The organism is Mycobacterium sp. RTGN5, from assembly GCF_033804465.1.
GTDB lineage: Bacteria > Actinomycetota > Actinomycetes > Mycobacteriales > Mycobacteriaceae > Mycobacterium.
Window position 1 is genome coordinate 620,316 of record NZ_JAPZLA010000003.1, and the last position, 14,447, is coordinate 634,762.

General features: G+C 68.4%; 12 protein-coding genes. 7 read left to right on the top strand and 5 right to left on the bottom strand.

The window, feature by feature from the left end:
* Positions 1 to 8: 8 nt before the first annotated feature.
* Positions 9 to 1,274: a chloride channel protein gene (locus tag SLQ31_RS19980; protein ID WP_319435725.1), complete on the bottom strand. Its 1,266-nt coding sequence runs from the start codon at positions 1,272 to 1,274 to the stop codon at positions 9 to 11.
* Between the two features lie 40 nt (positions 1,275 to 1,314).
* Between SLQ31_RS19980 and mshB the strand changes: the two genes are divergently transcribed.
* Together mshB and SLQ31_RS19990 are read left to right on the top strand one after the other, a co-directional pair.
* Positions 1,315 to 2,181: an N-acetyl-1-D-myo-inositol-2-amino-2-deoxy-alpha-D-glucopyranoside deacetylase gene (gene mshB, locus SLQ31_RS19985; RefSeq protein ID WP_319435726.1), complete on the top strand. Its 867-nt coding sequence runs from the start codon at positions 1,315 to 1,317 to the stop codon at positions 2,179 to 2,181.
* The gene (locus SLQ31_RS19990; RefSeq protein ID WP_319435727.1) at positions 2,139 to 2,549 is read left to right on the top strand and encodes a hypothetical protein; all 411 of its coding nucleotides are present in this window, start codon (positions 2,139 to 2,141) and stop codon (positions 2,547 to 2,549) included. Before mshB ends, SLQ31_RS19990 begins: the two co-directional genes overlap by 43 nt.
* Positions 2,550 to 2,552: 3 nt before the next feature.
* Here SLQ31_RS19990 and SLQ31_RS19995 read toward each other — a convergent pair whose 3' ends face one another.
* A complete protein-coding gene (locus SLQ31_RS19995; RefSeq protein ID WP_319435728.1) occupies positions 2,553 to 3,491 on the bottom strand; it encodes a hypothetical protein in 939 nt (312 codons plus the stop codon).
* Between the two features lie 218 nt (positions 3,492 to 3,709).
* Between SLQ31_RS19995 and SLQ31_RS20000 the strand changes: the two genes are divergently transcribed.
* The 3 genes from SLQ31_RS20000 (at position 3,710) to dapC (ending at position 8,047) form a co-directional block, all read left to right on the top strand.
* The gene (locus SLQ31_RS20000; protein ID WP_319435843.1) at positions 3,710 to 6,289 is read left to right on the top strand and encodes a bifunctional FO biosynthesis protein CofGH; all 2,580 of its coding nucleotides are present in this window, start codon (positions 3,710 to 3,712) and stop codon (positions 6,287 to 6,289) included.
* A 313-nt stretch (positions 6,290 to 6,602) separates the two neighbouring features.
* The gene (fdxA, locus tag SLQ31_RS20005) at positions 6,603 to 6,926 is read left to right on the top strand and encodes a ferredoxin (protein WP_108053541.1); all 324 of its coding nucleotides are present in this window, start codon (positions 6,603 to 6,605) and stop codon (positions 6,924 to 6,926) included.
* A 35-nt stretch (positions 6,927 to 6,961) separates the two neighbouring features.
* Positions 6,962 to 8,047: a succinyldiaminopimelate transaminase gene (gene dapC / locus SLQ31_RS20010; RefSeq protein WP_319435844.1), complete on the top strand. Its 1,086-nt coding sequence runs from the start codon at positions 6,962 to 6,964 to the stop codon at positions 8,045 to 8,047.
* Positions 8,048 to 8,091: 44 nt separating this feature from the next.
* Here dapC and SLQ31_RS20015 read toward each other — a convergent pair whose 3' ends face one another.
* Both SLQ31_RS20015 and SLQ31_RS20020 read right to left on the bottom strand, forming a co-directional pair.
* Positions 8,092 to 8,730, bottom strand: coding sequence for an MspA family porin (locus SLQ31_RS20015; RefSeq protein ID WP_319435729.1), 639 nt, complete (start codon positions 8,728 to 8,730; stop codon positions 8,092 to 8,094).
* A gap of 220 nt (positions 8,731 to 8,950) precedes the next feature.
* Complete coding sequence (locus tag SLQ31_RS20020; protein ID WP_319435730.1) at positions 8,951 to 10,513, bottom strand: PucR family transcriptional regulator; 1,563 nt, start codon at positions 10,511 to 10,513, stop codon at positions 8,951 to 8,953.
* Between the two features lie 84 nt (positions 10,514 to 10,597).
* Here SLQ31_RS20020 and pruA point away from each other — a divergent pair, with 84 nt between their 5' ends.
* Together pruA and SLQ31_RS20030 are read left to right on the top strand one after the other, a co-directional pair.
* Positions 10,598 to 12,232, top strand: a complete 1,635-nt coding sequence (pruA, locus tag SLQ31_RS20025) for an L-glutamate gamma-semialdehyde dehydrogenase (protein WP_319435731.1) — start codon at positions 10,598 to 10,600, stop codon at positions 12,230 to 12,232.
* Entirely contained in the window at positions 12,229 to 13,191 is a 963-nt protein-coding gene (locus tag SLQ31_RS20030) for a proline dehydrogenase family protein (RefSeq protein ID WP_319435732.1), read from the top strand. The genes pruA and SLQ31_RS20030 overlap by 4 nt, the downstream gene beginning before the upstream one ends.
* Here SLQ31_RS20030 and SLQ31_RS20035 read toward each other — a convergent pair.
* Entirely contained in the window at positions 13,179 to 14,411 is a 1,233-nt protein-coding gene (locus tag SLQ31_RS20035; RefSeq protein ID WP_319435733.1) for a threonine/serine exporter family protein, read from the bottom strand. The two genes, SLQ31_RS20030 and SLQ31_RS20035, sit on opposite strands and share 13 nt — an antisense overlap.
* Between the last annotated feature and the right edge of the window lie 36 nt (positions 14,412 to 14,447).

A 14,447-nucleotide genomic window follows, 5' to 3' on the forward strand; every position in this document is an offset into this window, starting at 1 on the left:
GAGTCCTTCTACCCGATGTGGCGGCCGTTGTCAGTGCTCGGGTGCGCATGAAGCGCGGTCCGCTGCTTGAGCAGACTGTCGAGCAGGTGGGCGGCGAACGCCGCGGCGGCGAAGACGATCAGCAGCCACAACGGCGGTCGGGCCAGCTCCCACACGAACAGTGCGGCCCAGGCGGGTGCGCCCTGGGTGATGGCCAGCACGCCCGCCGCGCAGGCCAGTGACACCGCGGGCACGTTGACCGTCAACGGTGTCCAGGTGTTTACCGCGATCGCCACCACCGAGCCCATCGCCGCACCGGTCGCCAGCGCGGGGGTGAGCATCCCGCCGACCGCGCCGGTGCGCAGGAAAAACGCGGTCAGCAGTGGCTTGAGCAGCAGGATGATTCCGGCCGAGGTGAGGGTCAGGCCGTCGGCGACGCTGACGGTCAGCACGCTCTTGCCGTTGCCCGGCAGCTCGGGCCACCAGTGGGAGAGCACACCGATGACCAGTCCGGCGGTCGCGATCGCCGGGATCAGGAGCCACGAGTCGCCGACTCGATGAGCTCGGGCGTAGTCCATCAGTCGGTTGAATCCTCTGCCGACGGCGAGCGCCAGCGGGGCGAGCAGGATCGCGAACCCGGTCAGCAGATAGGACAAGTCGGGATTGGGCCAGTGCAACGGCACGTCGAGGTGGGTCACCGGGGCGGCCACCGCCACCGCGATGCTCGAGGTGATCAACGCCGTCCCGACGGTACGCAGACTCCAGCTACGCAGCACGATCTGGATGGCGAACAGGGCGCCGCCCATCGGCACGCTGTAGACCGCCGCCAGACCCGCACCCGCGGCACAGCCGAGCAGGGTTCGACGGTCGTCGGCGTCCAGGGTCCACCGCGAGGTGCCCAGATCGCCCAGCGCGGCGGCGAACTGGCGCGGCGCGCCCTCCCGGCCCAGTGACGCGCCCGCGCCGACCAGCAGGACCTGAAGCCCGGCGTCGATCGTCAGCGCCAGCCGCTGCATCGGCCCGGGTGCGTTGATGGCGTCGGTCAGCGACGGCACCCGCGTCCGTCGCCGAAGCAGCCACCAGCCCAGGCCCGCCAGGGCGCCGCCGATCATCGGGCCCACCGCGCGCCGCACCGGGCTCGAACCGGTGACGCCGTCCAGCAGGGTTCCGAAGCTGTAGTGATAGGTGAGGTGCTCGACGCCGTGCAGCACCACGGTCGTCGCGGCGCCGGCGAGCCCTGCCAGCAGACCGATCGCTATGACCGCGCAGCCGAACTCCAGGTGGCGTCGGTTCACGGGCCGAATCTATGTCACCGGCCCCGGTAGGGTGACGCTCGTGGCTTCGCAGGAGACTCCGCGCTTGTTGTTCGTGCACGCCCACCCCGACGACGAGACGATGAACAACGGCGTCACCATCGCGCGCTACGTCCAGCGGGGCGCCGAGGTCACCGTCGTGACCTGCACCCTCGGCGAAGAGGGCGAGATCATCGACGACCGATGGCTGCGCCTTGGGGTCGACGAAGCCGACCAGCTCGGTGGCTACCGGATCGCCGAACTGACGACAGCGCTGCAGAAGTTGGGCCTGCCGGGGCCACGGTTCCTCGGTGGTGCCGGCCGGTGGCGCGACTCGGGCATGGCCGGCACGCCTGCGCGCAGTCACACCAAGTTCGTCGACGCCGATTTCGACGAGGCCGTCGGCCTGCTCGCCGCTGTCATCGACGAGTTGCGACCCCATGTCGTCGCCACCTACGACCCCGACGGCGGCTACGGGCACCCCGACCACATCCAGACCCACCGGATCACGACGGCCGCCCTCGCCGCCACGACGTGGAAAGTGCCGAAGTTCTACTGGGGTGTCATCGGGGCCAGTGCTTTTCGGGATGGCGTCAACGCGCTGCGGGATGAGGACGTGTTGGCGGACTGGATCCTGCCGCCCGCCGACGTCGAATTCGGTTTCGCCGACGAGAAGATCACCGCCGTCGTCGAGGCGCCCGAACATGTGGCCGCCAAGGTGGACGCCTACGCCGCGCACGCCACCCAGATGCTGGTCGGTCCGACCGGGCGGGCTTTCACTCTGTCCAACAAGCTCGTCCTGCCCGTGCTGGCCGCCGAACACTATGTGCTCGTCGAGGGCACCGCGGGTCCGACCGACGAACGTGGTTGGGAGACGGACCTTCTGGCCGGTCTCGACTTCGGGCAGTAGGCCCGGCCATCCGCACTGTGGTGCTCGCTCTGCTTGCCGTCGACGGTGTCATCTCCGCGTTGACCGGCGCCCTGTTTCTGCCGCTCTATCTCGGCGCGGTGCCGTTCCCGATCAGCGCATTGGCCAGTGGGCTGGTGAATCTCGCCCTGGTGTGGGCGGCCGTGCACTGGACGGATTCCGCCCGCCTTGCCGCGCTGCCATTGCTGACGTGGCTGGTCACCGTCGCCGCCCTGACCCTCGGCGGGCCCGGCGGCGACATCGTCTTCGGTGGCCCCGGCGTGATGGCCTACTCGGTGTTGGTGTTCCTGGCGCTGGGAGCCGCGCCGCCGGCGTTGTTCCTGTGGCGGCACAACAACCGTCCTGGCTGAGACTTACTTGGCGGCCTTGCCCGCCTTCGCGCCGTGGCTGCGTGCGGAGCCGGCCGTGGACGACTTCTTCGCGGCGCCGCTGCCCGCCTTGGCCGAGCCACTCGTGCCGGACGTCGCATCTGCGGCGTTGGCGTTGACGGTCTTCGATGCGGTAGCGGTGGTGTCGGTGTCGGTGTCGGTCGCGGCGGTGAGTGTGTCTGCCGAGGGGGCGTCCGTCGATGGGTCGGCCGCCTGGGGGCGGGCCGCACGGCTGGTGGCCGACCTGACGGTCGACTTGGGCGTCGGCGCAGCCTCGGTAGCTTCGGCAGCACTCGCCGCGGCGGCGGGCACCCTGGATGCGGCGAACGGCAGCGGCGGAAGCGGTGGCAGTGGGAACGGGAACCACTGCAGGCTCCAGAAGTAGGCGACCTCTTGCTGGACCACGGTGCTCAGCCCCACGCGGGTGGTGTTGGCGATGGCGGTCAGCCCGTCGCGCCACACGGTCGGGTTCCAGAAGTCGTTGACCACTGGGTCGAGGAAGTCGTAGACGAAGCTGTCAGCCAGCGGCACCGTGAAGTTCGGGTACCAGATGTAGATCTGGTCGCTGATGAGATAGCCGAACGGGATCCATCCCAGTAAATACGGCCCCAGGTCCAGGGCGAGGTAGTCCGCCCAGTACATGATCACCCCGTACGCCGCGTCGATGGCGTCCGAGACGTTGTTGTTGGCCTGTGCTGTTTTCTGCGCCTGGGGTTGCTGCGCCGCCGCTGCCGGGGAGGTCTGGCCCAGCCCCGCTGCGGCGCTGTTGACCTGGTTGACCAGGGGCTGTACCGCCGCGGACAGCCGTACGGTGTCCGCCGTGATCGAGGCCGGTGCCGGTGGCTGCACGGGGGAGATCGCCATGGCCCCGACGACCATCGCCGCCACCCCTGCCGTCAGATAGGAACGGGCGGACACGATCATGGCAAACCCCCTGCTTGGAATACAGCTAATAACGACAATTTACGTTGCTGGCGGCGCGGTGTTACAGAATTCTTTGCCGTGTCTGGATCTTTGTGAGCCGTTGAGACACCGGGTCGCGCTGTTAACTGCGCGGACTACTGTGTGGACCATGTCTGTCACCCGAGTTTCAGATCGTGAGACGCGCGGATGATTTCCCAGCTCTGGACGGTTACCCGGGAGTGGCCCTGAACTCGCAGCCAAGTAGTCCGCTGCCCATCCCGGTGGTTCCGCCGCGGACCGAAGCTCCCTCGCCTGCCGCGATGAGACGCGTTCTGCGTCGAGCCCGCGACGGTGTCGCCCTCAACGTCGACGAGGCGACGATCGCACTGACCGCCCGGGGCGAGGATCTCGCGGATCTGTGCGCCAGTGCCGCCCGAGTGCGTGACGCCGGCCTGGAATCGGGCGGCCGCCGCGGTGCGACGGGCCGGCTGCCGGTCAGTTATTCACGCAAGGTGTTCATCCCCGTCACCCACCTGTGCCGCGACACCTGCCATTACTGCACGTTCGTCACGGTGCCCGGCAAGCTGCGCGCCGAGGGCCGCGGGATGTTCATGGAGCCCGACGAGATACTCGACGTTGCGCGACGCGGCGCCGAATTGGGTTGCAAAGAAGCCTTGTTCACCCTCGGTGACCGTCCGGAAGCGCGCTGGGACGAGGCTCGTCAGTGGCTCGATGAGCGGGGCTACGACTCCACGCTGGACTACGTACGGGCGATGGCGATCCGGGTGCTCGAGGAGACCGGTCTCCTGCCGCATCTGAATCCCGGCGTCATGTCGTGGGCGGAACTGTCCCGGCTGAAGCCAGTGGCGCCGTCGATGGGCATGATGCTCGAGACGACGTCGCGCCGGCTCTTCGAGACCAAGGGGGAGGCGCATTACGGCAGCCCCGACAAGGATCCCGAGGTGCGGTTGCGCACCCTGACCGACGCCGGTCGGCTGTCGATCCCGTTCACCACCGGCCTGCTGGTCGGCATCGGCGAGAACCTGACCGAGCGCGCCGAGACCATTCACGCGATTCGCAAGTCGCACAAAGAGTTCGGGCACATCCAGGAAGTCATCGTGCAGAACTTCCGGGCCAAGGACCACACCGCGATGGCCGCGACGCCCGATGCCGGCATCGACGACTTCCTGGCCACCATCGCGGTGTCGCGGCTGGTGCTCGGCCCGGGGATGCGCATCCAGGCGCCACCGAACCTGGTGTCGCGCGCCGAGTGCCTTGCGCTGATCGGGGCCGGCATCGACGACTGGGGTGGCGTCTCGCCGCTGACCCCGGACCACGTCAACCCCGAACGGCCGTGGCCCGCGCTCGACGAATTGGCCGCAGTCACTGCCGAGGCCGGCTACGACCTGGTGCAGCGGCTGACGGCGCAACCCAAATATGTTCAGGCCGGCTCGGCCTGGATCGATCCCCGAGTCCGCGCACACGTCAACGCGCTGGCCGATCCGGAGACCGGCTGGGCCCGCGACGTGAATCCGGTCGGACTGCCGTGGCAGGAACCGGACGAGGCGACGGAATCGCTGGGGCGCACCGATCTGCACGAGTCCATCGACACCGAGGGCCGCCGCACCGAAACCCGATCCGATCTGGACAGCGCGTTCGGCGACTGGGAGTCCATCCGCGAGAAGGTGCACGAGCTGGCTGCCCGCGCACCCGAGCGCGTCGACACCGATGTGCTTGCCGCGCTCCGCTCGGCCGAACGCGACCCGGCCGGTTGCAGCGACGACGAATATCTGGCGCTGGCCACCGCAGAGGGTCCGGCGTTGGAAGCCGTTACCGCACTGGCGAATTCACTGCGGCGCGACGTGGTGGGCGATGACGTGACCTTCGTGGTGAACCGGAATATCAACTTCACCAACATCTGCTACACCGGCTGCCGGTTCTGCGCGTTCGCGCAACGCAAGGGCGATGCGGATGCGTTCTCGCTGTCCACCGGCGAGGTCGCCGACCGGGCGTGGGAAGCACACGTGGCCGGTGCCACCGAGGTGTGCATGCAGGGCGGTATCGACCCCGAGCTACCGGTCACCGGTTACGCCGATCTGGTGCGCGCGGTCAAGGCGCGGGTGCCTTCCATGCACGTGCATGCCTTCTCGCCCATGGAGATCTCCAACGGCGTCACCCGCAGCGGACTCTCGCTGCGGGAGTGGCTGACCAGCCTGTTCGAGGCCGGCCTCGGCAGCATCCCCGGTACTGCCGCGGAGATCCTCGACGACGAGGTGCGCTGGGTGCTGACCAAGGGCAAGCTGCCGACCTCGGAGTGGATCGACGTCGTCACCACCGCCCACGAAGTGGGGCTGCGCTCCAGTTCGACGATGATGTACGGCCACGTCGACACCCCGAAACACTGGGTCGGTCATCTCAACGTGCTGCGCGGAATCCAGGACCGCACAGGCGGTTTCACCGAATTCGTGCCGCTGCCGTTCGTGCACCAGTCCTCGCCGCTGTACCTCGCCGGAGCCGCTCGCCCCGGCCCGACGCATCGCGACAACCGCGCGGTGCATGCGCTGGCGCGAATCATGCTGCACGGCAGGATCGACAACATCCAGACCAGCTGGGTGAAGCTCGGTGTCGAACGCACCCAGGTGATGCTCCAAGGTGGTGCCAACGATCTCGGTGGCACCCTGATGGAGGAGACCATCTCCCGGATGGCTGGTTCGGAGAACGGATCGGCGAAGTCGGTCGAGGAACTGGTCGCCATCGCCGAGGGCATCGGCCGCCCGGCCCGCCAACGCACCACCACGTACGCCGAGCGCGCGGCCTGACCGGACGCGTTCGCGACATCCTGCGCGTTCAGGAGCTGACGTAGGGAGCAGGTTGCTATGCGGATGTTGACGCGCTGACGGTGTCGTCGCTGCATCTGCGGCTGTGGCTAGTTAATATACGAAACGTCTAGTATCAGTTACCGCGCGGAACACCTCAGTGAACTGGTACTGGGTACCCGACAAGTTAGGGCACACTGGGTCGGCTATCCGGCGACCGGCATCGGATACTGGGCGTTCCCAGCGCCCGCGCTAGACACACAGCCACACCGAATAACAGCCACCCCGACGAGTAGACAGACCGAGGAGAACCTCAGTGACGTACACGATTGCCGAACCCTGCGTCGACATCAAGGACAAGGCATGCATTGAGGAATGCCCGGTCGACTGCATCTACGAGGGTGCGCGCATGTTGTTCATCCACCCCGATGAGTGCGTGGACTGTGGCGCGTGTGAGCCGGTCTGCCCCGTCGAGGCGATCTACTACGAGGACGACGTCCCGGATCAGTGGTCGGCGTACACCCAGATCAATGCCGACTTCTTCGCCGAGCTCGGTTCGCCGGGCGGGGCCTCGAAGGTCGGGCAGACCGACAACGATCCGCAAGTTGTCAAGGATCTGCCGCCCAAGGAAGAGGACTGACGCCTCCCATCCCGTTGCGTGTGCGGCGCCGCCCTGTGTCTGGTGCGCTGCCGGTCTTTCCGTGGGACACCCTCGCCGAGGTGACGGCCACCGCGCGGGCGCACCCCGGCGGCATCGTCGACCTGTCGGTGGGCACCCCCGTGGACGAGGTGGCCCCGGTGATCCGGGAGGCACTCGCCGCGGCCAGTAGCGCACCGGGCTATCCGACGACCGCAGGCACGCCGGCGCTGCGCGCCTCAGCGGTGGCCGCGCTGCACCGGCGCTACGGGATCACCGGGCTGGCCGAGCAGGCAGTGTTGCCGGTCATCGGCACCAAGGAACTGATCGCATGGCTGCCGACCCTGCTTGGCGTGGGTGCCGATGACGTGGTCGTGGTGCCAGAACTGGCCTATCCGACGTATGACGTGGGTGCGCGGCTGGCGGGTGCACGGGTGATCCCGGCCGATTCGGTGACCCAGCTCGGACCCGAATCGCCCGCGGTGATGTTCATCAACTCCCCGAGCAACCCGACGGGCAAGGTGCTGGGCCGCGACCATCTGCGCAAGGTCGTCGAATGGGCGCGCGAGCGCGGCACGCTGGTGGTGTCCGACGAGTGCTATCTGGGTCTGGCGTGGGAGGCGGAGCCGACCTCGGTGCTGCATCCCTCGGTCAGCGGCGGTGACCACTCCGGGTTGCTGGCGGTGCACTCGCTGTCGAAGAGCTCGTCACTGGCGGGGTATCGCGCCGGGTTCGTTGCCGGCGACCCTGATGTGGTCGCCGAGCTGTTGGCGGTGCGTAAACACGCCGGGATGATGGTGCCGACGCCGGTCCAGGCCGCGATGGTGGCCGCACTCGACGACGACGCGCATGAACTCGAGCAGCGGCAGCGCTATGCGCGCCGCCGCGATGTCCTGCTCGCCGCGATGCGGTCAGCGGATTTCACCGTCGACGATTCCGAGGCGGGACTGTATCTGTGGGCTACTCGCGGTGAGCCCTGCCGGACGACACTGTCCTGCCTGGCCGAGCGTGGCATTCTGGTCGCCCCCGGGGAGTTCTACGGAGCCCGGGGTGCGCAGCACGTTCGGGTGGCTCTGACCGCGACGGACGAACGAATCGCCGCCGCGGTGGAGCGGCTGGGCTAGTCAGCCCAACCGCCCCACCCTAAGCGGGGGTCAGACGCGGTCGATCAGTTCATGTTCCAGGGTTCGCCGTAGGTGGTGACGCTGTCACCGGCCTTGGAGATGAGGCGGGCGAAGGGGCGCAGCAGCACGCCGCCGGCGGCACCGGTGACGGTGCCGTGGGCGTTGGCCACGGCGACCGAGCCGTTGGGGCCCGAGACGTCCACCGAGAAGGTGGCGACTTCCTGGATGCCGGGGCCGTTGCCCAGGTCGGCGCTGATCGACACACCCGGGAACAGGTTCGGGGTGATGACCGAGCCCAGCGGGTTGAAACCCGTCGGGGAGATGTTGGCGTCGTCGAGCAGGATGTTGGGGGTGGTGTAGCTGAAGTTGATGCCCACGCCCAGCGACCACGGGAAGCCGACCTGGTAGCCCAGCTCCAAGGTGCCCGCGAACTCATCGGCACCCGGGCCGACGACGCTGTAGACGGCCTTGCCGGAGTGGAACCACTCACGAGTCAGCCGGTTGCGGTCCAGGGGAAACACACCGTTGAGGTAGGTGTCCCACTGCTGAACGGTCATCGTGCGGCCACCGCCGTCAACCAGACTGAGTTCGTTGTCCAAACCTGCGTGTGAAGTGCCTGTCCCGACGAACAACGCCGCGATGGCGGCGATCATCGCCACCAGCACTCGACCCAAATGTTTCATGCTGACCCCTTGGTGCTTAGTGGTTCGACGGCGATCGGGGGGCCCCGACCACCGAGGGTTTCTTGCGCCAAGACCGGCTGTGGACTCTGGAGTGGATACGCCAGTGACACAGTTCACAGCCAGTGATGACAAAAGCCTCATCGGCAACAGATGCAACATTGTTACCAGGTTGATCAAAAAATTTCTCGGTGAACGCGGCGCGGCTACTTGACGACGCTGATCAGGTGGTTGCCCGCAGGCTTAGTGACAGTAATAGCCGGACGTCAGGATCGCCGAGTGAGGTGGAAAGTACCTGCTCAAGGCGTCGAACTCGGTAGCGGACGGTGTTGGGGTGCACGTGCAGCGCCGCCGCGGCCGCCGTGACATCGCCGAAGCTGTCCAGGTAGACCCGCAAGGTTTCGGCCAGTGCGGGGTCGGTTTCTCGTAGCCGGCGCACCCGGGGATCGACCAGCCGTGCCTCGGCGGCCACCAAGGTGACGATCTCGTCGAGCAACACCGTCGTTCGGGCCTCAGCCAGGGTCGTCACCTGGCCAAACACTGGATGGCGTGCCGCGCTGTCGAAGACGCGGTCGATGTCGCGGCGCGCGCCGGCGACGTCGGCCAGCCCGGCGACCGGGGACGCGATCACCGCGCGCAAGTCCAGGCCGAGTTCGGTGCGCAGCGCGCCGATCGTGCCCCGGATCCACGAGACCACGGCGGCTGTGCGGCCGGAGTCCGGCAACACCACATAAACCCGCTGACCGTTGGCGGCCACCTGTGCGTCGGGGCGAAAAGCGCTGGCGGTCAGCGCCAGGACGTCGGCCATCCGGGGGTGGGCGTCGTCGGCGACGAAGCCGATCACCGCTGCGCGCCCGTCCAACGGCACACCGAGTTCGCGCGCCACCGTGGCCAGGTCGGTTCCGTCTGCGTCGGCGAGCCCGAGCACCTGCTGGACGGCCAGCAGGTGCGCCGACGGCCGCGCCGCCAGCCGGGCCATGATCCGGGCGGCCAGCACCGCCGCGCCGCGCAGCACCTCCTCGGCGTCGTCAGCCAGCGGCCGCGAGCCCTGTTGCACCCAGATGGTGCCGGAGAACGAACTCGGCGCGTCCTGGCGGTGGATGCCGATGGCCAGCCGCGGCCGCAGCCCCAGTTCGGGCCGCTCGTCGACCGTGACCACATCGGCACCGGCGCGGAGCCGGTCGAAGATTCCCCACTGGGCGATCCAGCGCAGATGCTCCGGCGGTCCCGCCCGCCCCAGGATCGACAGCCGCCGCAGCTCGTCGGCCTCGTCGTTGGATGCCGAATACGCCAGCACATGCGACTGCGCGTCCTCGATGCTGACCATGCCGTGGATGCGGTCGGCGATCGACTGCGCCAGGGCGAACAGATCGGTGCCCGAGTCCGTGACCGAGTCGGTCCGCCGATGCTCGAAGACGTGGTTGACCAGGCGATAGACCCGCTCCCAACGGGCATTGGGCTCGACGGCGACGACGGCCGTCCCCGCGGCGACGGCCCGGGCGACGACGGCGTCGGAGGGTTCTTTGGCGAAGATCGCGGCCGGGGGTCCGTGCGCGGCGATCTGCCGGTCCAGCCACCCGATGGCATCGGTGTCGGAAATCCCGAGCAGGAAGAACACATCCGCCGAGCCGGCGCTGACGGACAGGCCCAGCCGCACATCGTCGGCGTCGATCAGGGCGGCCGACCGCACGGGGCGGTCCAGACCCCGTGGCGCCTCGACGAGCCGGACCAGCGTCGCATCCAGGGCCAACACCAGCTGGCCCAGCCCGACACCGGCCTCGCTCATGTTGTCCAATTCTACTAGGGTCGCCGATCACTCTTGTCGGATCTGCCAACAGTTTGGTGCGCGCCGCGCGCGATCCTGAACTGCATGGACGCCCGCACCGAAGTTCCCGTGCCCACCAACGAGCCGGTACACGATTTCGCACCTCACTCCGCCGAGCGGGCCCGCCTCACTGCGGCTCTGCACGATCTGTCCGCGCAGCCCATCGACCTTCCACACGTCATCGGCGGCCGCCACCACCTGGGCGACGGCGAGCGCATCGACGTCGTTCAGCCGCACCGGCACAGCGCCCGGCTCGGCACCCTGTCCAACGCGACCACCGCCGACGCCATGGCCGCCGTCAGCGCGGCGATGGCCGCCAAACGTGAGTGGGCAGCCACCCCGTTCGACGAACGCGCCGCGGTATTCCTGCGCGCCGCGGACCTGCTGGCCGGCCCCTGGCGGGAAAAGATCGCCGCGGCCACCATGCTGGGCCAGTCCAAGACCGCCTACCAGGCCGAGATCGACGCCCCCTGCGAACTGGTCGACTTCTGGCGCTTCAACGTCGCCTTCGCCCGCCAGATCCTGGCTCAGCAGCCGATCAGCGGCCCCGGCGTGTGGAACCGCACCGACTACCGCCCGCTGGACGGCTTCGTCTATGCCGTGACGCCCTTCAACTTCACCGCGATCGCCGGCAACCTGCCGACCGCGCCGGCCCTGATGGGCAACACGGTGGTGTGGAAGCCGTCGATCACCCAGACCTTCGCCGCCTACCTGACGATGCAGCTACTGGAGGCCGCCGGTCTGCCGCCCGGGGTGATCAACCTCGTCACCGGCGACGGCTATGCGGTCTCCGACGTGGTGCTCGCCGACCGGCGGCTGTCGGGCATCCACTTCACCGGATCCACCGCCACGTTCCAGCATCTGTGGCGCGAGGTCGGCACCCGCATCGCCGACTACGACAGCTACCCGCGGCTGGTCGGGGAGACCGGCGGCAAGGACTTCGTCGTAGCCCACAGCTCGGCGAATCCGGATGTGTTGCGGACAGCGCTGATTCGCGGCGCGTTCGACTATCAAGGCCAGAAGTGCTCGGCCGCATCGCGGGCCTTCATTCCGCGCTCGCTGTGGCAGGCGATGGGTGACGACTTCCTGGCCGCCACCGAGGCGCTGACCTACGGCGATGTCACCGACCTGTCGAACTATGGCGGGGCGGTCATCGATGCCCGGGCGTACGCCAAGAACTCCCGTGCGATCGAGCGGGCCAAGAGCGCCCCGGGTGTCACCATCGCCGTGGGTGGCGAATGTGACGACAGCGAAGGCTATTTCGTGCGGCCGACCGTCCTGCTGTCCGATGATCCGACCGACGAGGCGTTCGAATGCGAGTACTTCGGGCCGATCCTGGCGGTGCACGTCTATCCCGACAACGAGTTCGACGACGTCCTCGATGTCGTCGACAACGGCTCCCGCTACGCGCTGACCGGCGCGGTGATTGCCGACGATCGGGCCGCCGTCGCCGCGGCGGCCGATCGGCTGCGCTTCGCCGCGGGCAACTTCTACGTCAACGACAAGCCTGCCGGGGCCGTCGTCGGGCAGCAGCCATTCGGGGGATCACGGGCGTCGGGCACCAACGACAAGGCCGGCTCGCCACTGAACCTGCTGCGGTGGACGTCGGCGCGGTCCATCAAGGAGACCTTCGTCCCACCCACCGATCACACGTACCCGCACATGGGGGTGGAGTCGTGAGTGCGTTCAGCCGCATCGCACGACCGGCGATCCTGGCGGCCAGCCGGTCAGATCGGTTGCGCCACAGCGCCGAACGCCTGCCGATCGCCCGCGATGTCGTGGGCCGGTTCGTCCCCGGCGAAACCGTCGATGATGCACTGGCCGCGGTCACCGCGCTGCGCGACTCCGACCGGCTGGTCAGCATCGACTACCTGGGCGAGGACGTCACCGACATCGACGCCGCCGAGGCCACCGTCAAGGCCTACCTGCAATTGCTCGACGCGCTGGGTGCCCGCGGCGAGAACCGGGCGGCGGCGGTGCGTCCGTTGGAGGTGTCGCTGAAACTGTCCGCGCTCGGCCAGTCGCTGCCCACCGATGGCGACAAGATCGCCTTCGAGAACGCCCACGCCATCTGCCAACGGGCCCAGCAGGTCGGCGCCTGGGTCACCATCGACGCCGAGGACCACACCACCACCGACTCCACGCTGTCGCTCGTGCGGGAGCTGCGCACCGAGTTCGCCTTCGTGGGAACGGTTCTGCAGGCGTACCTGAAACGCACGGAGGCCGACTGCGCGGAGTTCGCGGCGGCCGGCGCTCGCATCCGGTTGTGCAAGGGCGCCTACGACGAACCGGCGTCAGTGGCCTACCGGGACGCGGGCGAGGTCACCGACTCCTACCTGCGCTGCCTGCGCACGTTGATGGCCGGCACGGGCTACCCGATGGTCGCCTCGCATGATCCCGTCGCCATCGCCGCGGCCCGCGAGCTGGCCCGCGAATTCGGTCGTGGTACAGACAGATTCGAATACCAGATGCTCTACGGCATCCGCGACGGCGAGCAGCGCCGGCTGGCGGCCGAGGGCAACCACGTGCGGGTGTACGTCCCCTTCGGCAGCCAGTGGTACGGCTATTTCGTCCGCCGGCTTGCCGAACGCCCGGCCAACCTGATGTTCTTCCTGCGGGCGATGACTCACCGGGCCTGACGCCTGAGCAGGGCGTCGCGAATGTGGATCGGGATCACCAGGCCGAGCGCCATCGCGGTCACGACGAGTGCGGCCGTCGCCGCGTTGGACATCGTCGCGGCGACCAGCTCCGGGTTCGCGGATGCCGGTAGCTGTGCGAGCCCGCTCAGCGTCCGGAACACGAACACTCCTGGCACCAGTGACACAACTGCCGCGAAACCTATAGCTGCGAACGGGATTCGAAGCTTGTGGGAGATGGGCGTGAGCGCGGTTCCGACGAGCAGGCAGGCCAGGAACGCCGAACTGGCCAGGCTCAGATGCCAGACCGTGCTCGCCCACCAGTGCAGGGCATGGCCCGCCATCCCGGCCGCGATAGGCCAACCGATCATCCGGTAGGGCATGGAAAAGTAGACCGGATAGCAGGCGGCGGCGACGCCGGCTGCGAGCACGTCAGCGGCCAGCGGCACGGCCGCCGCCGCACCGGTCACCGGCAGAGTGTTTCCGCCCAATCGCAGGCCGAGGATCAGTCCGGCGGCGATCGCGGCGAGGACCAACGCGGCATAGCCAAGCCGGGCGATGCCCAGGGTTATCCGCAGCCCCAGTAAGTCCATCGCACCGTTGAGGACATGAGGTCCTGGCACGAGCACCATGGCCGGGCAGACCGTGACCAGAGCCGCGGCACCGATGTTGAGGTGCATCGCCAGCGCACCCACGGCACCGGCGGCCATGGCCGCGGCGAATGCCTGCGCCAGCGGGCCAGCGGAGAATCGGCCCAACACACGACGCAGTACGCCGCCGACAGCGGCGCTGGCGGCGGCCAGCAGGATGGCGCGCACCTCGTCGATGCCGAACACCACCGCGAGCGCTGCTGCGCCTGCGGCGCAGGCGGTGACGAAGGCCACTGTGCCGGAGAATGTTTCGCTGGCGGCGATGGTCAACTCACGGTCGAGGCCGGCGCGGTCGAGGGGGCCGTCCTCGGCGCGATCGATGGCCCGCATGGCCGTGGCGACGCGACGCATGTTCACCCCGACGGGGCTGACCGGGGCCACCCGCACCGGCGTGGCAGTGTCATCGGGCACGGCCAGCAGCGAGGCCCAGGAGGGGACGACCGTCGTTCGGCTGCCCAGCCCCTGGTTGATACGGTCGACGGCGACCAGCACCATCTGCGTCGACTGGCCGTTGTCGTAGAGCAGCGTGGCTGCCCGCAGTGCGAGGTCGCGGTCTAGTGAAACGTCGGACACGCACTGATTCTCTCTTGCCACCGCATGGCGCATCAT